At 35.9% G+C, this 17143-nt stretch carries 19 protein-coding genes and 1 pseudogene; 6 read left to right on the top strand and 14 right to left on the bottom strand.

Annotation, left to right across the window (positions count from 1 at the left end):
• Positions 1-37: 37 nt before the first annotated feature.
• The 4 genes and pseudogenes from BMMGA3_RS04875 to BMMGA3_RS18730 all read right to left on the bottom strand — a co-directional run.
• Complete coding sequence (locus BMMGA3_RS04875; protein WP_004433761.1) at positions 38-517, bottom strand: methylated-DNA--[protein]-cysteine S-methyltransferase; 480 nt, start codon at positions 515-517, stop codon at positions 38-40.
• A 54-nt stretch (positions 518-571) separates the two neighbouring features.
• The gene (locus BMMGA3_RS04870; RefSeq protein WP_004433759.1) at positions 572-2071 is read right to left on the bottom strand and encodes a PAS domain-containing sensor histidine kinase; all 1500 of its coding nucleotides are present in this window, start codon (positions 2069-2071) and stop codon (positions 572-574) included.
• A 112-nt stretch (positions 2072-2183) separates the two neighbouring features.
• Positions 2184-3002: a methyl-accepting chemotaxis protein gene (locus tag BMMGA3_RS18735; protein WP_412151020.1), complete on the bottom strand. Its 819-nt coding sequence runs from the start codon at positions 3000-3002 to the stop codon at positions 2184-2186.
• A gap of 123 nt (positions 3003-3125) precedes the next feature.
• Positions 3126-3722 (bottom strand): annotated as a pseudogene (locus tag BMMGA3_RS18730) (HAMP domain-containing protein); the annotation flags it as partial.
• Between the two features lie 531 nt (positions 3723-4253).
• Between BMMGA3_RS18730 and BMMGA3_RS04860 the strand changes: the two are divergent.
• Both BMMGA3_RS04860 and BMMGA3_RS04855 read left to right on the top strand, forming a co-directional pair.
• Complete coding sequence (locus BMMGA3_RS04860) at positions 4254-5300, top strand: acyltransferase family protein (protein ID WP_004433754.1); 1047 nt, start codon at positions 4254-4256, stop codon at positions 5298-5300.
• 50 nt (positions 5301-5350) lie between these two features.
• Positions 5351-7114 (top strand): B12-binding domain-containing radical SAM protein, encoded by a 1764-nt coding sequence (locus tag BMMGA3_RS04855; protein ID WP_004433752.1) that lies wholly within the window; start codon positions 5351-5353, stop codon positions 7112-7114.
• Positions 7115-7136: 22 nt separating this feature from the next.
• Here the strand turns inward: BMMGA3_RS04855 and BMMGA3_RS17790 are convergent, their stop codons facing one another.
• Together BMMGA3_RS17790 and BMMGA3_RS17785 are read right to left on the bottom strand one after the other, a co-directional pair.
• The gene (locus BMMGA3_RS17790) at positions 7137-7286 is read right to left on the bottom strand and encodes a hypothetical protein (protein WP_004433750.1); all 150 of its coding nucleotides are present in this window, start codon (positions 7284-7286) and stop codon (positions 7137-7139) included.
• 1 nt (position 7287) lies between these two features.
• Positions 7288-7449, bottom strand: a complete 162-nt coding sequence (locus tag BMMGA3_RS17785) for a hypothetical protein (RefSeq protein ID WP_004433748.1) — start codon at positions 7447-7449, stop codon at positions 7288-7290.
• A 147-nt stretch (positions 7450-7596) separates the two neighbouring features.
• Here BMMGA3_RS17785 and BMMGA3_RS04850 point away from each other — a divergent pair, with 147 nt between their 5' ends.
• Both BMMGA3_RS04850 and BMMGA3_RS04845 read left to right on the top strand, forming a co-directional pair.
• Positions 7597-7941: a DUF3905 domain-containing protein gene (locus tag BMMGA3_RS04850; protein ID WP_004433746.1), complete on the top strand. Its 345-nt coding sequence runs from the start codon at positions 7597-7599 to the stop codon at positions 7939-7941.
• Positions 7942-8077: 136 nt separating this feature from the next.
• Entirely contained in the window at positions 8078-8278 is a 201-nt protein-coding gene (locus tag BMMGA3_RS04845; protein ID WP_004433744.1) for an alpha/beta-type small acid-soluble spore protein, read from the top strand.
• A 20-nt stretch (positions 8279-8298) separates the two neighbouring features.
• Here the strand turns inward: BMMGA3_RS04845 and BMMGA3_RS04840 are convergent, their stop codons facing one another.
• The 7 genes from BMMGA3_RS04840 to BMMGA3_RS04810 form a co-directional block, all read right to left on the bottom strand.
• Positions 8299-9498, bottom strand: a complete 1200-nt coding sequence (locus BMMGA3_RS04840) for an anti-sigma factor domain-containing protein (RefSeq protein WP_237712823.1) — start codon at positions 9496-9498, stop codon at positions 8299-8301.
• A 14-nt stretch (positions 9499-9512) separates the two neighbouring features.
• The gene (sigI, locus tag BMMGA3_RS04835; RefSeq protein ID WP_004433740.1) at positions 9513-10259 is read right to left on the bottom strand and encodes an RNA polymerase sigma factor SigI; all 747 of its coding nucleotides are present in this window, start codon (positions 10257-10259) and stop codon (positions 9513-9515) included.
• Positions 10260-10579: 320 nt separating this feature from the next.
• Positions 10580-11050, bottom strand: coding sequence for a hypothetical protein (locus tag BMMGA3_RS04830; RefSeq protein WP_034669303.1), 471 nt, complete (start codon positions 11048-11050; stop codon positions 10580-10582).
• Positions 11051-11263: 213 nt separating this feature from the next.
• Positions 11264-12808, bottom strand: coding sequence for an aldehyde dehydrogenase family protein (locus tag BMMGA3_RS04825; RefSeq protein ID WP_004433737.1), 1545 nt, complete (start codon positions 12806-12808; stop codon positions 11264-11266).
• 188 nt (positions 12809-12996) lie between these two features.
• On the bottom strand, positions 12997-14580 hold the full coding sequence (locus BMMGA3_RS04820; protein ID WP_034669301.1) for a peptide chain release factor 3: 1584 nt from the start codon (positions 14578-14580) through the stop codon (positions 12997-12999).
• Between the two features lie 152 nt (positions 14581-14732).
• On the bottom strand, positions 14733-14969 hold the full coding sequence (locus tag BMMGA3_RS04815) for a YueH family protein (RefSeq protein ID WP_004433733.1): 237 nt from the start codon (positions 14967-14969) through the stop codon (positions 14733-14735).
• Positions 14970-15118: 149 nt separating this feature from the next.
• On the bottom strand, positions 15119-15718 hold the full coding sequence (locus BMMGA3_RS04810; protein ID WP_004433732.1) for a cell wall hydrolase: 600 nt from the start codon (positions 15716-15718) through the stop codon (positions 15119-15121).
• A 261-nt stretch (positions 15719-15979) separates the two neighbouring features.
• On the opposite strand from BMMGA3_RS04810, the gene BMMGA3_RS17125 reads away from it, so the two are divergent.
• Positions 15980-16081 carry a YjcZ family sporulation protein gene (locus tag BMMGA3_RS17125; protein ID WP_004433730.1) on the top strand — a complete coding sequence of 34 codons (102 nt, stop codon included), beginning with the start codon at positions 15980-15982 and terminating at the stop codon, positions 16079-16081.
• A 25-nt stretch (positions 16082-16106) separates the two neighbouring features.
• Positions 16107-16241 carry a YjcZ family sporulation protein gene (locus tag BMMGA3_RS17120; protein ID WP_004433729.1) on the top strand — a complete coding sequence of 45 codons (135 nt, stop codon included), beginning with the start codon at positions 16107-16109 and terminating at the stop codon, positions 16239-16241.
• 86 nt (positions 16242-16327) lie between these two features.
• On the opposite strand, the gene BMMGA3_RS04805 is transcribed toward BMMGA3_RS17120, so the two are convergent.
• Positions 16328-17071: a hypothetical protein gene (locus tag BMMGA3_RS04805; RefSeq protein ID WP_004433728.1), complete on the bottom strand. Its 744-nt coding sequence runs from the start codon at positions 17069-17071 to the stop codon at positions 16328-16330.
• Positions 17072-17143: the final 72 nt, after the last annotated feature.

Below are 17143 nucleotides of genomic sequence, written 5' to 3'. Positions count from 1 at the left end.
GACTATATGTTGTATTGATGGGTCTGATCCTTTGTTTTTAAAAGTCAGGTCCTTTTTGTTTACTGTATTTATTTAATTTAAATTCAGCTTTTTCGAGTAACAATAATTTTTCCTTAATATCAATCCGGTTTCCCGCATACCCTGTTAACGATTTATTTTTCCCGATCACTCGGTGGCACGGAACGATAATCGGAAACATATTTGCTTTGTTTGCCTGCCCAACAGCTCTTACCGCTTTAGGCCTTCCGATTTTTTCAGCTATGTCTCGATAACTTCTCGTTTCACCAAAAGGTATCTGGCTGAGCTGATTCCATACAGCTATTTGAAAATCAGTCCCAACTTGCTTTAGCGGCAAATCAAAATTTTGCCGCTTTCCTTCGAAATATTCATTGAGTTGGCTAACACACTTTGAAAGAATTGGGTAATCTGGTTCATAAATTAATTCTTCAGACGTTTCATTTGCATAAAAATCGTCTTCACCGATATGAATAGCAGCCAACTTTTCATCTTCAGCCACTATATATAAGTTCCCAATTTTCGATGGGCAGATCGCATATATTCTCATAAACTTTTATTCTTCACTGCCTTTATTGATTGGTAAATAAATATGAAAGGTTGTTCCGATTCCTTCCTTGCTCTGCACTTCAATTATACCATTATGTTCTTCAATGATTTTATAACTGACCATTAAACCAAGCCCTGTTCCCCTTTCTTTTGTTGTAAAAAAAGGTTCTCCAAGTTTTTTAATCTTTTCTTCAGACATGCCAGGTCCTTGGTCCTCAACCGAAATATGTAATTTATTGTCATCCGTTTTTTTCACTGAAACCGTTATAATACCGCCATTTGGCATCACTTCAATTGCATTTTTTATAATATTGATAAACACCTTTTTTAATTGATTTGGCTCACAGAATAACAGGGGCAAATCTTTTTCATAATTAGTTTTGAACTGTACATTATGTAATACGGCCTGAGCATTTAAAAGTTCAACTGTTTCTCTCACAATTTTTTGGAGGTCGCACTCAACATATTTTACAGCTTGCGGCTTTGCCAAAATTAAGAATTCATTAATAATAGAATCCATGCGCTGCAATTCTGTAGAAATGACATGGAAATACATCGAATGATCTTCTTTTATGCTCCCCTGCAGCAATTGAATAAATCCCTTAAGTGCTGTCATCGGATTTCGAATTTCATGAGCAATGCCGGCCGCAAGCTCGCCAATAACATGAAGTGTATCAGATTTCCTGAGTTGTTCCTCCATTTCCAATTTTTCTGTAATATCACGAAAAACTGATAAATTTAAACCGGAGATTAAATTAGATTTTGTTGAAAATTCAAAATGCTTTTGTTTTGTTTCATCCAACTTTATTGAAAGTGTTCCCGTTATCTGTCCGTCTTTTTCAAGTTTTTTCATATACTCTTTAAGATTTTCTTTTTTTGCATTGAATTCACTCAACAATGTTTTTAAAGATTGTCCGACTATATCCTTCTTAGAAAGACCGAGCATTTTAACTCCTGTCTGATTCACATCAACGATTTGGAAATCTTCATTCCATAGAATAATGCCTTCAAAAGAGCCATCAAAAATTTTCCGGAATTTTTGCTCACTCTCTCTAAGCTTCCTTTCCATTTTAAAACGTTCTGTAACATTCCGCAAAATCATAATGTTAAGCCCGTTCCGGTTGATTTTAGCGGTAAATTCAAGCAATTTCTTCTGCCCGTTTGGCATTAGAAAAAGCAATTCATCACGTATCGCTCCGGTTCTATATAATTCTTTGGTAATTTGATAATATTTTTCGTTTTTCTCATAAACAAAGTCAAAAAGTCTCTTCCCTATTAATTCGTTTTGGCTGCATTCAAATATTTTCGCCGCAGAAAGATTTGCCTTTACCACTTTCCCGTTTTCCTGCCAAAATACGATTCCGTCGATGGCTTCTTCAAATAAATCTATGTATAAATCTTCATTTTTATTTGCAAGTTCGTCTTTCAATCTTTTATTTTCTTTTTCTAATGCAGTAATTTTCTCCAGCAAGTTCTGATATTCTTCGTTCGTCATTGCTCCTACCACTGTTTGGCCTCCTCACCGCAATCTGCAATTATTAAAAATAATTCGACAAAATCAGCATAAAATCCTCCATTCAGTAGATGAAAAAATAAGGTCTTACCCAGCACTAGTTTTATTACAATTTAAATTTTCGAATCATGGCATTTAATTGCTCTGCCAATTTTGAAAGCGATTGAGAATTGTTTGATATTTCTTCCAAACTGAAATTTGTTTGTGTAATTGAAGCACTTGCCTCTTCAATGCCGGCAGCAGATTGTTCAGAAACAGACGCGACATTTTCAATCGATCTATTCATTTCAACTGAACTTTTAGCCAATTGCTCCATACTGTTGGATATATCATTTACTTTTTCAGCCATAAGCGATACAGCCTCGTAAATCTTTTGAAAGGTTTGTCCAGTAATTTCGATTTGCCCGGTTCCTTCTTCCACTTGCTTATACCCTGCTTGAAGAGAGGAAACAACATTGTTAGATTCTATTTGAATACCCTTTACAATTTTCGTGATGTCCGATACTGAGAACGAAACTTGCTCTGCCAGCTTCCGAACTTCATCTGCTACAACGGCAAATCCTCTTCCATGTTCTCCGGCACGTGCTGCTTCAATTGCAGCATTTAAAGCAAGGAGGTTTGTTTGATTAGCTATTTCTTGAATAACTTGAACAAGTTTTGAAATTTGTTTCGTCTTTTCGTCTAGCCCCTGAACTTTTTTTACAGACAATTTCATAATCTCGTTGATTCTTTCCATTTGCTGTTGAGATTCTCTCATCAATTGATCCCCGTCTTTTGTCATCAATAACACATCATTTGACGCAGATTGAATCATCATTCCGCTATCACTTGCCTTTTTCACTTTTAACAAATAGTCTTCCATCATTCGAGCCAAACCAGTTGCAGAATTGGCTTGTTCTTCCGCTCCTCCAGCTAGTTCCTGCATGGTCGAAGCAATTTGCTGGCTGGCTGCCCTTACTTCATTTGCTGCTATATTTAATTCACTGCTTTTATCTGATACATCATTGGAAACAACAGAAATTTCCTGAATCATCAACTGAAGTTTTTCCTTCATTGAATTTGTCGCTTTGCTTAATTCTGCAATTTCATCTTTTCCGTTATATTCAATTGGTTTGACATTTAAATTCCCTGACGCAATTTCGTTTGAAACGTTTACGATTTGGGAGAGTTTTGCAGAAATAAATTTTTCAATAACTAAGATGCTTGATATTCCTAAAACAGCAGATACAAAAATTGAAACTACAAGAACTACTAAAGTAGTAATTATGCCTGCTTTTGCAGAAGTAACGGCATTTTGTTGTTCTTTTTTCAAAATTTCATGCAGTTTATCAAGCTTTATAACTGTTTCCGAAATTAAATGATCTGCCTGCAGCTTTCCAAGCCTATACTCGCGTACGTGCTGAAGCTTTACCTCCGGTTTGATCACATTGTTAAACAGTAATGTAATTTTTTTATCATTCTCATCTATTTGTTGAAATAATTTCTTTGTTTCCAATGTTGTAAGGGAAGACTTAATATTTTTCTTTAACTGGTTAAAGTTTTTAGTTAATGCTTCAAAATTTGCTATATGTTTAGGATTTGAATCGATAATATAGTTCCCAATTGTACTTCCTTTTTGATGAAAAATGGCTGCCGCTTCCGTCATATTTATGGCTTTTTCGCCAGTTTCTTTTACTGAATCCATTTTCGAGTTTACTAGAGACAATAAACCGAATGTAATGATCGTTGAAACTGTAAACAGTCCAATGATGATAAATAATGCAGTTCCGTATTTTTGGCCAAGTCTTAAATTTTGCCAAAAATTAAGGCCATCTAAAAATCGGGCCAACTTTTCTCCCTTATTACTATTTGTCGAAGGTTTTTCTTTGTTGTCTAAAACCTTTTTGACCCCTCTCATGTTTTGCCCCCTTCTTTAGAAAAACACCGAGATAAATGCACTCTTAACATGTAGATACAAGATCTTCATAATATATTTTATTATAATAAAAGTATAAGAGGTTTAAAAGAAATACTTGCCAATTAATTAAATAATTACCTGCTGAAAGTGAGAAATGTAATTTAATTTTTTCCTTATACACCGAAAATTTTACAATGAATAACTTGTTTACAGCATGGTAAAGTAGGGAAGGATGTATAAATATAGATAATTACGGGGTCAGAAATTAGGGAGGACACAATGAAACAACGTAATTATTACTTTGATAATGCCAAATTTATCTTAATCTTCTTTGTTGTATTCGGACATTTGTTAAGGTCTTTTATCGAAAATAACGAAACCATCTATACGATCTATAAAGTCATTTATACCTTTCATATGCCTGCTTTTATCGTAGTATCAGGTTTTTTTGCAAAAGGATTTTATCAAAAAGGATATGTAAAAAAAATTGCCAAAAAATTAATTTTACCTTATATGACCTTCCAAATAATCTACTCCATTTTCTATTATTTCTTATATGAACAATCCGAGCTTAAAATGGATCCATTCGATCCTCATTGGTCTTTGTGGTTCCTAATCAGTTTATTTTTCTGGAATATAATGCTCTTGCTTTTTGCAAAATACAAAGCTGCCGTTTCAATTACAGCAGCGCTTATTATTGGTCTTTTGATCGGATACGTCGATTCAGTTTCAAATTATTTAAGCTTATCCAGAACTTTCGTCTTTTTTCCGTTCTTTTTGCTAGGATATTATTTAAGAAAAGAACACATATCCGCCTTATTAAGGGTAAAATTTCGATTATTTTCTCTTGCTGCCTTTATCATCGTATTTATCGGCTTTTATTTATATCCGGAAATGAATTATGAATGGCTGCTCGGTTCAAAACCATATGGGGAATTGGGAGAAGCTTCATTCAATGCAATGTTGACAAGGCTAGGATTGTATATTTTAAGTGTGATCATGGTTTTCAGCTTCTTTGCTTTTGTTCCAAGAAAACAATATTTCTTTACAAGCTTAGGAAAAAATTCATTGTATGTCTATTTGCTTCATGGATTTTTTGTCAGGGCATTTCGCGAAAGTGAAATCCCAAAATTGTTTCATGAACCTGAAAACTTCTTATTGCTTGCGGGAATTTCGTTACTTCTTACGATTGTGTTATCGAGCCAAATTGCAATATCCTTTGCACAGCCTCTTATCGAATTTAAATTATCAAGACTTAAACTGCTGCAGGCATGGTTTATTAGTATTGTAAAATTTTATAGAAAAAAACTTAACAATGAGATATAATAAAAATTTGTTTTTGATTATTTAGTTCCTCTTTAAGGAGTTTGAAATAAATGGTAGTAATTTGTACGACACTGAATGCAAAATACATTCATACAAACTTGGCCATTCGCTATCTAAAAGCTTATGCAGAACCAGAATATCATGTTGAACTAGCAGAATATACAATTAAGGACCCCGCGATGAACATTGTGACAGATCTTTTCCGAAAAAAGCCGGATATCATTGGTTTCAGCTGTTATATTTGGAACATTGAAGAAACGATTAAAGTGATCAAAATAATCAAGAAGATCAATCCTGCCATTAAGATTGTTGTTGGCGGTCCTGAAGTTTCCTATGATGTGATGGAATGGATGGAAAAGGTTCCCGAGTTCGATTTTATTGTGATTGGAGAGGGCGAAGAAACCTTCAAACAGCTTCTTTCAGAATTCGATGGAAATCAGAGATTCGAAAACGTTCACGGGATCGCGTATAGAAACGATGGGAAAGTGAAGATCAATCCTCAGCGCAACAAATTAGACTTAAAAAAGCTTCCTTCCCCGTTTCGATTTAAAGAGGACATTCCTCATCTTTCCAAGCGTATAACATATATTGAAACAAGCCGGGGCTGTCCGTTCAGCTGTCAGTTTTGCCTATCATCTATTGAAGTAGGCGTGCGTTATTTTGACCGTGAAAAAATTAAAGAAGATATTCGCTATTTAATGAAAAATGGTGCAAAAACAATCAAGTTTGTAGACAGGACATTTAACATTAGCAGAAGCTATGCGATGGACATGTTCCAATTCTTAATTGATGAACACGTACCGGGCACCGTTTTTCAGTTTGAAATTACAGCTGATATTATGCGGCCGGAAGTGATAGACTTTTTAAACCGCAATGCACCTCCTGGACTGTTCCGCTTTGAGATAGGGGTTCAGTCAACAAATGATTATACGAATGAACTTGTCATGAGAAAACAAAATTTTGAGAAGTTATCCCGTACTGTCACAATGATAAAGGAAGGCGGTAAAATTGCTCAGCATCTTGACTTAATTGCTGGACTCCCTGAAGAAGACTATACGTCGTTTAAGAAAACATTTAACGATGTTTTTGCATTGCGGCCGGAAGAACTTCAGCTTGGATTTTTAAAGATGTTAAGAGGAACCGGTTTGAGGATTCGCGCAAAAGAACATCAATATATTTATATGGATCATTCGCCTTATGAAATTCTTGGTAATAATGTACTTACCTTTGATGATATTATTAAAATAAAGCAAGTGGAAGATGTACTTGAAAAATATTGGAATGGTCACCGGATGGATCATACGATTGAATATCTTGTGACAAATGCCTTTCCTACCCCTTTTGACTTTTTCCAAGAATTTGGCGCTTATTGGGAGGAGAATGGATGGGAAAGAATCGGTCATCAGCTTGAAGATCTATTTTACCGATTATTGGATTTTTTGCATTCAATCAAGCTGAAAGAACTGCCAATTGTTGAAGGTATCATGAAGTATGACTACCTTATCAATCAAAAATATAAACCAAGAAAACCATGGTGGGAACCAACTTACGATAAGCACGAAAGATCAATATTATATCAAAGGTTCCTTCAAGATCCCAGCATGCTCGGTTCCGAGTTTAAACAATTAAATCTCACTGAAAAATTATTATTCAAGCACACGATGCTCGAAGAAGTTCCTTTTGATTTAGAAAAATACTTGCTGACAGGAAAGATTGAAATGGAACCGACATCGATTCTTGCTTATTTCCCGCCCCATGAAGAAAAAACTGTTATTTACACATGTAAAAAGAAAATCTTAAAGCCGGCCTCTTAATAATTGGTCCGGCTTTTTTATATTAGCAGTCTGTCTTCTGATCAGCCTTTTCTTTGTTCTTTTCGCTCATAAATGGGATCTCGAAAAATTTATTTGCATTCATATCGCCAAACTCAATTCCAAATTCGACATTTGCGCTGTTTGAGCTTTGCTTATCATTTTTCTTTTTCAATTTACGTTCTTCCTTCTCGTCCGTTTTTAGAATTCCTGTTCGCCATTTTCATCGGATCTTCATCTTGACCGAATTCTGCTGAAAACTTGCTTTCCTGCAAGTTCTTTTTCGGTGTTTTACTATATTTTTCTACTGCATTCACTTCCGCTTTTCTCTTAGCCATTTGTTTCCTCCTCCTTAATTTTGAAGCTTAGCTTTATTTTTAACATAACAGTTGAAAACATTCATTCATCCTTTTCCTTATTTTTCAATCCTATTGTGCTAATAAAAGCACGAAAAAAACAAAAAATAATTAAAAAAGGGTGAGATTATGAAATCAAATAAGAAAATGAAAAAGTATGATATCGACGGATCGTTGCCGCATCAAATTCATGCACCAAGCTTTAAAGGAACCGGAATAGAGATTGAGCCTCCATTCGAGAATTCGTTTGGAGTCATCATTGGAGACAGCAAGTACACATCCCCTAATTCTCCTCTTGAAAACTGGAGCGACAAGACCGACCCTGCAATTATGTCAGGGGACGAATGGGTTCACCCGACAAATGATATTGGCTGGAACACTTCCGAAAACAAAGAACTGCTTGAAAGTAAAAAACAACCACAAGGATATCCTTTTATGCATCCGACAAAAGACGTAAACCATGGTAATGACTAAAAAAGGGATTTACCACTTCTAGGCAAGTCCCTTATTTATACCATTACAAACATTTCCACACATGAATTTTTTCTTGTTATCCAAACTACTGTTACAGAGAATGTTTCTCTGTAAAACGGGCAAGGAGTTGAAACAGATGGCTAGAAGCAGTAATAAGTTGCTTGTTCCTGGAATTGAACAATACTTAGATCAGGTAAAATATGAAATCGCTCAAGAGTTCGGAGTCAACTTAGGTTCTGATACGGTATCCCGTTCTAACGGTTCCGTCGGAGGAGAAATTACAAAACGGCTTGTACAACAAGCTCAAGCCCAATTATCAAGACAAAACAACCCATAAAATGTCAAAAAAGTCCGGCTTTACATATCACCGGACTTTTCTTTATGATAATCCCCTTTTTTTCTTTGATTCTTTTCGTCAATGTTATTTTTCTTTTCACCATTACTTTTTACATGACGATCTTTATGTTTTTCATCGTAAGTTTTATTTTTCTTTTCATCAGTTTTAATTTTCACTTTAAGTGAATTTTGTTTCTCTTTACCAAAATAATGTTTCTCATGACCTATATAATTATTCTTTTTTTTATTCTTTTCGCAAAGACTCTGTTTCTCTGTATTTTCATTTAACCTTATTCCGGGATTTCGCTTCTTATTATTTTTATCCCGTTTTTCAGGTTGTTCTTCATGTTTGTTTTCTTGTATTTTATGCTGTTTTGGATGTAATTTCTCCTCGTGTTGCAACACTTGATTTTTTTCTTTCATATTTCTTTCCTGTTTAACTTCTTTATTAAGAGAGTCTTGCGGCGAAGTCTTCTTTACATTGACAGAGTTGTTGTGTTTTCCTACTAACTGTTTCTTGCTGTCATTTGCATTTTCTTTTTTCTTAATTGAAGATGCTTCAAATATTATTTCTTGCTGTTTTTTATATGTACCTGTAGTGATACCTTGTTTGATTGCTTTTTCTCTCTCTTCAGCAGTCCCTTCAACGATTGTCACTTTTAGATCCTGTTTCTTAAAGTCTGATTCGATTTTATTCAATTCTTTCAAAATTTCTTTGTCAGAAGATTTCTCTCTTTTACCTGTATAAACAGTTGAAATGACCAAATCTTTTTTCTCGTTAATGTATCCTTTTTCTTTAATTTTAGCTAAAATCTTTTCTGTAACAACGGAAAAATCCTTTTTTTTCCAACCATGAATTTCCTCAATAATTGCTCTGCCTTCTTTATTATATGGTGTAAGTTCAACTACTTTAAGATTTTCATTGACCCCAAGTTCCAAGCTCGGATTTATGTCAATCGACATATACGCATAAACCTTTTCATTTTGATTAAAGGCAAGAAACAAAATCACTGATAAGAGAATAGCTATAGAGGCCGCTGCAATCGTTTTTCCTTTAATAAAAGCAAATAAGTTCATCCAATGCGGCTTCTTTCTATCTATTGCCGCAACAGGAAAAAAATCAATTTCCTGCCCAATTTGATAATGATTATGCAGCTTCCTTGCTCGCAAAAACTCGCCATCAGGGGTTAACAACGTTAAAAAACCGTCGTGTATTTCCATGATAATCCCCTTTTTCACGTTTCTAACACCCCTTTAATATAATCCTTTAAATATATATAATCCCCTAATAAAATAATTGAAATAGCGATAATATATTTTCGGTTGCGTTCGATTGTTTTTCTGCTGACCTGAACTTTTTTCTCTAAATTCTTAATCGGCAGCCTTTTCTTTTCTAAAAGCAATTCCTTTAGTTCTTCATCTTCTACAAGAGTTTTTGCTATGAACATAGCATTTTTTCTGGCATCTGCATGTTTAGGCGAATGTTCTACTAAATCCTGAAACGTTAAGCCGAAATCTTTTAAAACTTGTTGAAATTGAAAAATTTCTTCTTTGCGAAGTTCTTCTTCGTTTTTCTTTTTAAAGTCTTCGATTGATAGGTCATCCTCAATAGATGTTCTCGGGGTGTCTTCCTCTTCCGAGTCAGAACCAATATAAAGGCTGAGATTCTGGTTTTTCGTTTGTTTTCGGATATAATCAATCACTCTTCTTTTTACAAGAACTTCGGCAAAGCTTAACAAAGAATTCCCTTTTTCCGGAGAATATTTTTGAATCGCTTCATTAAAGGCAATAAGACCAATGCTAAATTCATCATCAGATTCATGAATATATCTCTTGCAAACAGCTGAAACCGTTTTGGCAATAAACGGCTTATATGAATTAATTAACTCATTTTGCAGGTTTGTATTGCCCTGTTGAATTAACGCAACCGTTTCTTCCAATGTTCTCTTTCGTTTTTTCGCCATGAATAATAAGCTTAGCATTGCCTCACCTCTCTACTCAACACATTATACCATATGATGTCATGTATGAATTTTAGGGCAAGGCATTGGAAAAGATAGCCAATACTGATGGCTATCTGTTCTTAATCAATTTTTTTGCAATTTTGTTCCTCTCTTTTTTAAATTTTCTAACCCACCTCTCGGATATATTAAAGCGGCCACTTTCTTAATAAAAGTTTACGTTTTAAATTCAGTTTTTTTTGGGGGTAATGATGAACAATTTAATTAAGGAGTTTTTTCTTGTAAAAGCTGCCAAAAACTCTTATCCTTAAAAATTAAATCCTAATCTTAAGCTTTTGTAACTATTGTTTTTGTTTGTCATGTTTTAAAAGCAAAAATTTTATAAGGAATCCTATAGAAATCCCTGGTATCAAGAACATCATAGGAGTGAAAACGGGACCGAGTAATACTCCAAATAGCTCAAATTTAGGAGAATACATTAAACCGACCGTAACAAAGTATGCACTAAAAACAAATGGCAGATAAGAAAACTTTTCTTCTTTTTGACTTGCTGCTTTATAGGCATCCCACATTGCAAACATATATAAACATGGGTAAAACATAAGCCACTGAAAGTTAGTCACTTCAAAAGCTTTCTGTATTTCCCATTGAAAACTGTACATAATGGCTAGATTAAAATTGCTGAAAAAATTGATAATAAACTCTAACACAACAAACAATAATCCTTTAAGAAATCTGCCGTATAAAAGTTGGCTGAAACCAGGCAATGCAATATTCCATAAGACCGCTTCAAGTCTTGTTATTCTTTTCATTGGACATTCAAAAATATTTAACAATGTTTTTTTCTTAATAATTCCATAATAAAAATTTTGAAAAACAGCGGAAAAACAGCGGTCATAATCATTTTTGGTTTCATTCCAAATCCTCCATCATTTCAACAGTAATGATATTTTGTGCTGTTTTTCATTTTTTATAATTCCAATCCCGAAACTGGAAATAAAAGTGAAAGATCAGACCCTTATGAGTCAATCCCGAGATTTTTTCATTAACTTCAAATAACTTTTCATTATTCCAATCCAATCTCTCTTTTCAGAAAAATAGCTTTTGAAAAAATTCAAATAAAGAGGATACTTCCCTTTATAAGGATACCAATGCACTTCTGATAAACGATTACCCGAATTTTCGACAACTGCTTTTTCATGGCAAAATATTTTCAGTCCCTCTTCTCCGTGATAACGGCCAATACCACTTTGTTTCGCTCCTCCAAACGGAAGATAGTGGTTAACAAAATTAATGATGACATCATTAATAACGACTGAACCTGATATTAGTTTTGATGCGACTCTCCTTGCTTTAGCAAGGTCACGGCTCCAGACACTGCCGTTAAGACCATATTTCGTGTCATTTGCAAGCTTAACAGCTTCATCCTCGCTGTCAAACGGGATAATGGGGAGCAGCGGGCCAAAAGTTTCTTCCTGAATGATTTTCATACTTTGATGTACATTGCTTACAACCGTTAAAGGAAGAAACATTCCGTCATCCCATTCTGAAGGCGGTTTGCCTGTTTCAATAATAGCTCCAGCTGCCAATGCTTCCTCCAATTGCTCTCTAACAATTTCTCTTTGTGCAGGAAATGTCATTGAACCAATATCATCATCTTCCTCGGTCCCGTGGCGCAAAGCTTCAACTTCTTTCTTCACTAATTCAACGAATTTCCGAAAAACCGGTCTCTCGACATAAACCCTTTCTGCGCTCATACACACTTGACCGCTATTTGTAAACGCTGCCCAGACAGCACCTTTTGCAGCTCTTTCAAGATTGGCATCGGCAAATATGATCATTGGGTCTTTCCCGCCGAGTTCCAATGTCGTAGGAATAAGATCTTTGGCTGCTTGTTCTTGAATGATTTTCCCTGTTCTTACCGACCCTGTAAAAAATATATAATCCGGCTTTTCCTTCGTGAGCGCAGCCCCCAATTCCTTGCCTCCATGCGCAACTTGGACAACTCCTTCTGGAAAACCAGCTTTTAAAAATAAATCTTCAATGCATTTTCCAACAAGAGGTGTAACTTCGGAAGGCTTTAAAATCACTGTATTTCCCGAAGCAAGTGCACTGATTACAGGAACCATTGCTAGCTGGAACGGGTAATTCCATGGCGAAATAACAAGAACGACTCCTCTTGGAAAATATTCAATATAAGATTTTTTTCCAAACAACAATAAAGGCGTCTTGACCCGTTTTCGCTTCAAAACTGATTCCGCATGCCTTGAAATATGGTCAATTGCATCAAGCGTAGGCATTAAATCAGCTGTTAAAGCTTCTGTTTTCACTTTCCCGGTACCTTCGGATATAACCGCCGATATATTTTCCAGTTCCTTTAGCATGACTTCTTTTAATTTTTTTAAATAAGTGATCCGTTCCGATATGGATAGATCACTCCAAATTGGAAATACCGCTCTTGCCTGTTCATAAATCTCTGATACTTGGCTCAACGGTGTTTCTTCAATTTCAGCAATCACTTTCCCTGTTGCCGGAGAAATTGCAGTTAATTTTCGATTTACTGAATGCATCTTCATTCACCTGACTTTATTGTATCTGAAGCTGATAGATAGATCGGGGTTATTTTTTAGTTAAGCTGCCTCAAACATATAATCATTTGAACAAAACTGACAACTGAAACGCTTTTCGTAGTATTATGTAATCGTAATAATTGAAAAAAACAGCCGCTTATTGGCTGCTTTTTTACAAATTCCTTTTCTTATGAATTTGAACTGTCCATCGGATTATAAAGTTTAATATGAGGATTCTTATCCTGGAACCAGCGAAGTGCAAAGTCATTTTCAAATAAGAAAACATATCTTTCAAAACGATCATGGACGAGCAGGCTGCGAGAGCTGGAAAGTTTTTCATCCACTTCTTCATTTTCGATCCAGCGGGCAATTTTTGAACCTAGCCCTTCCATTACAACATCAACGTTGTATTCTGCTTTCATTCTATGTTCAAAAACTTCAAACTGCAGCTGTCCAACGGCTCCAAGCAAATATTCATCCGTCTTCACCGTTTTAAACAGCTGGATGGCTCCTTCTTGAACGAGCTGCTGAATCCCTTTATGGAAATGTTTTTGCTTCATAACGTTTTTCGCCGTTACTCTAACAAACAATTCAGAAGTAAATTGTGGGAGACTATCGTAATGAAAAACTTCTTTTCCTGATGTCAATGTATCACCAATTTGATATGTTCCGGGATCATATAACCCAATAATATCCCCGCTTACCGCTTCATCCACTGTACTCCGGTCATCGGCCATAAACCGTGTCGATTGAGAAAGCTTGATTTGCTTCCCTGTTCTGGCCAAGTTTACCGTCATCCCCCGCTCAAATTTTCCTGAGCATACTCTAAGAAATGCAATCCGGTCACGGTGCGCAGGATTCATGTTTGCTTGGATTTTAAAAATAAACCCTGAAAATTGTTCAGAAAGAGGGTCGATTTTCCCGGCAGTTGAATTTCGTGCCTGTGGTGCAGGGGCAAATTTTAGATACGTTTCCAAAAAGGTTTGCACTCCAAAATTCGTTAGCGCACTTCCAAAAAACACAGGAGTAAGTGTCCCTTCTGCCACACGTTCAGCGGAGAAGCTGTTTCCTGCCTCATTTAACAGCAAAACTTCCTCAAGCGTTTGTTCATATAAAGGAGATTCCTTTAATGGGTGTTCCCCGTCAATCTCGCCATCCTCGTTCAATTCAACAAACCGTTCGCCATCCTCAACACGGAATTGCTCGATCCGATTGTAAAAACGGTCATAAATCCCTAAAAATTCTTTTCCCATTCCAATAGGCCAGTTCATAGGATACGACTCAATGCCAAGGACTTCTTCCAGCTCAGCTAAAAGTTCAAGCGGAGCTTTTCCTTGCCGGTCAAGCTTGTTCATAAACGTAAAAATTGGAATGCCTCTCATTCGGCAAACTTTAAAAAGCTTTATTGTTTGCTCTTCTATTCCTTTTGCTGAATCAATAATCATCACTGCGCTGTCAACGGCTGTTAACGTACGGTACGTGTCTTCGCTAAAGTCCTGGTGCCCGGGTGTATCGAGAATGTTTACGCGAAAACCTTGGTAATCAAATTGCATCACACTTGAAGTAACAGAAATCCCACGTTGTTTTTCGATTTCCATCCAGTCGCTTGTTGCAAATTTCCCAGTCTTTTTCGCTTTTACGGTACCTGCATCCCGAATAGCTCCACCGAACAGGAGCAGCTTTTCTGTTAATGTTGTTTTCCCTGCATCGGGATGCGAAATGATTGCAAATGTTCTTCTTGACAGCACTTCGTCTGTAAAATTTTTCACCATAATGTCTTCCTCTCTAAAAGCATATACGCATTCCACTTCATGTGGAGCTAGACAAAGCCCAATAAAAAATTCTCCATAAGCTACATCATATCGCTGACACCCCCACATTGCAATGCTGTCTTTCACACCAACAAAGGAACACCAAATTTCCTTTACATTTCTCTTGTCCAAACGTAAATGCGTTCCACAAGTTCTTCCGCATTCTCATGTAAAGCTTTTGATAATGATTCTTTGAGCCTTTCAACAATCTCTTCCCTAGTTTCGCTGTAAGAAATCAGACATGACCATTCTAGATCAGGAATCGCCACGACAGTATATTCTTCTTTACGATTTTCATACACAAACACTCTTGTATCATTTTGATTTACAATTGTTTTTCGAATCTTCATTTCTGTCACCTCATATTATTTTTCGGGGGGGGGGTATGTCCCTCAATTTAAAGCGCTAAACTTTTTTATACTTTTTATTATAGAGTACCATGTTTTAATCAATGATGTATGTAAACAAAAACAACCCCAACGAGGTTGTTTTTACTTAACTACTTAGCAAAACGGTGATTTCCAATTACAGTTGTTACTGTTCTTGTACGAAGCCATTTGCTGTTCGTTTTTTCAGGATTAAAAAAGAAAAGTGAACCATTATCCTGGCCTTCAAGTGCAATCGCTTCTTTTACTGCCTTTTTAGATTCTTCATTAGCCGGTTGATTAATTGAACCGTTTTCGACCGGCTCAAATTGCCGTTCTTCATATATTACTTCCTGAATGGTATCAGGGAATTTATCGCTTTTAACGCGGTTCAAAACAACTAAGGCAACGGCAATTTTACCGGCATACGGCTCTCCTTTTGCTTCCGCATGAACTAATCTCGCAAGCAGATCTTGTTCATGATCGGTAATCTTTTTTTCAGGAATAATCAGCTTTTCACCAGGCACAATATGATCTGTTTTTTTAAAATTTGCCTGTTTAAGCTCCAATTCAGAAATTCCAGATCTTACAGCAATATTGAAAAGTGTGTCTCCTTTTTCGACCTCGTACACCTTTACATTCTCACGAATTTGCGCATATGATTTCGGTTGATCTATTTGAAAAAATTGTATTGTCATCAAAAAGATCGTTAGCAATAGAACCACTTTATTCAATGAAACTTCCTCCTTCATCATACGATTTAGGCGACATGAATTACCCTAACATAGAATTGAACTTGTCACCACATCTAAATCTTTTCCATGGAATTAAAGGAAATTATAAGCAAAACGGCACCCCTCAATATCAAATCGATCAACAGTAATGATTAACAGTGTCTTTCATCTAAGAAAAATGTCCAATTTAGTTAGGTGTCTATAACACAAATGAAGCAAATTGAATAGGATATATTGACTTAGAAAAAGGAGGTTTTAGATATGTCAGACGGATACGGCGGAGGATTTGCTCTCCTGGTTGTTCTGTTTATTTTATTGATTATTATTGGTGCGTCCTGTTTTTGCGGTGGATTTGGATATTAATAATGAAATTTAAGGAGGTTTCTAAATGTACGGTTACGGCGGATACGGATATGGATGCGGACATGGATATGGCGGCTGCGGCTACGGCGGCACGTTTGCTCTGATCGTAGTATTGTTCATCCTGCTCATTATTGTAGGAGCAGCATGTTTCAGATATTAACTAATAAAAGGATGCTTTCCTATGGAAAGCATCCTTTTTTCATTAAAGCATTGAATACAAACCTCCCTTCCCTTTAAATCATTAAATTAAAGGGTAGGTTTGTTTTTTGCGAACCGTTCTAAAGATGAAAAGTTAAGCCTGCTGTATTGTTCTAATAGATATGCTGTTCTTTTGGCATTCTCTTTTCTGCGGGTATTCAGAGCTTCAACCATTTGTTCGGCAGTACGGATACCAATCCCATGTCCAAAGTATTTGCCATTTCCCAAGGATACCGCGTTTTCTCCCATCCAAATTGGTTGTTGGAAATCTGGGTTATAAAAATAAACGACATCACCCGGAATAAAGTCATCTCCTGGAAGGGTAATGATCTCAAGATCGGGGTCATAGTTCCAGTCCCAAACAAGCAAATTTTGAAATAAGTAATTAAATATACGCCGGTCTATCGATTCAAGCACTGCTTTATAAAAAATAATTACAATCGCTGTTGAACATTCAAATCCATAATATTGACTATTGATAAAAATATCTTCTATCGCATCAGCAGGCTGAACGTCATATCTTAACAAGTATCCTTGATTTCCGCGGATCCAATAAGCAGGGTTAAAGCCTGAGGTCCTGAAAGATGAGAACACAACCTTGCTTTTACTTAGATCTATTGATGCGTTAATAATTTTTTCTCTCACACTTAATTCAAATAATAATTGATTGACTGTATCGTACTCATACATGAAAGGACTGTTTTCAATTGCGTTGTAAATTTCTTTTTGTTTCCCCTGGAGGTTCTTTTTAGTTGGTTGGCTTTGAAAACCAAGCATCCTAATCCTAATCACTATCGTCCCCTCCTCTTCTCATTTAACTATATGTTAAGGTACTCAAAAAAAGATCCTCTTCTGCTTATGTCT

The sequence above is a fragment of the Bacillus methanolicus MGA3 genome (assembly GCF_000724485.1).
Lineage (GTDB): Bacteria > Bacillota > Bacilli > Bacillales > Cytobacillaceae > Bacillus_Z > Bacillus_Z methanolicus_A.
Note: the sequence above shows the minus strand (reverse complement) of the source record. Positions and strands in the feature narration are given on the sequence as shown.

What these genes read in the sequence shown, in the direction of transcription:
- BMMGA3_RS18735 (WP_412151020.1), bottom strand. Translation starts at nt 3,002, where the DNA reads ATGCAGGAACTAGCTGGAGGAGCGGAAGAACAAGCCAATTCTGCAACT.
- BMMGA3_RS04860 (WP_004433754.1), top strand. Translation starts at nt 4,254, where the DNA reads ATGAAACAACGTAATTATTACTTTGATAATGCCAAATTTATCTTAATC.
- BMMGA3_RS04855 (WP_004433752.1), top strand. Translation starts at nt 5,351, where the DNA reads ATGGTAGTAATTTGTACGACACTGAATGCAAAATACATTCATACAAAC.
- BMMGA3_RS17785 (WP_004433748.1), bottom strand. Translation starts at nt 7,449, where the DNA reads ATGGCTAAGAGAAAAGCGGAAGTGAATGCAGTAGAAAAATATAGTAAA.
- BMMGA3_RS04850 (WP_004433746.1), top strand. Translation starts at nt 7,597, where the DNA reads ATGAAATCAAATAAGAAAATGAAAAAGTATGATATCGACGGATCGTTG.
- BMMGA3_RS04845 (WP_004433744.1), top strand. Translation starts at nt 8,078, where the DNA reads ATGGCTAGAAGCAGTAATAAGTTGCTTGTTCCTGGAATTGAACAATAC.
- BMMGA3_RS04840 (WP_237712823.1), bottom strand. Translation starts at nt 9,498, where the DNA reads ATGGAAATACACGACGGTTTTTTAACGTTGTTAACCCCTGATGGCGAG.
- sigI (WP_004433740.1), bottom strand. Translation starts at nt 10,259, where the DNA reads ATGCTAAGCTTATTATTCATGGCGAAAAAACGAAAGAGAACATTGGAA.
- BMMGA3_RS04830 (WP_034669303.1), bottom strand. Translation starts at nt 11,050, where the DNA reads ATGAAAAGAATAACAAGACTTGAAGCGGTCTTATGGAATATTGCATTG.
- BMMGA3_RS04825 (WP_004433737.1), bottom strand. Translation starts at nt 12,808, where the DNA reads ATGCATTCAGTAAATCGAAAATTAACTGCAATTTCTCCGGCAACAGGG.
- BMMGA3_RS04820 (WP_034669301.1), bottom strand. Translation starts at nt 14,580, where the DNA reads ATGGTGAAAAATTTTACAGACGAAGTGCTGTCAAGAAGAACATTTGCA.
- BMMGA3_RS04815 (WP_004433733.1), bottom strand. Translation starts at nt 14,969, where the DNA reads ATGAAGATTCGAAAAACAATTGTAAATCAAAATGATACAAGAGTGTTT.
- BMMGA3_RS17125 (WP_004433730.1), top strand. Translation starts at nt 15,980, where the DNA reads ATGTCAGACGGATACGGCGGAGGATTTGCTCTCCTGGTTGTTCTGTTT.
- BMMGA3_RS17120 (WP_004433729.1), top strand. Translation starts at nt 16,107, where the DNA reads ATGTACGGTTACGGCGGATACGGATATGGATGCGGACATGGATATGGC.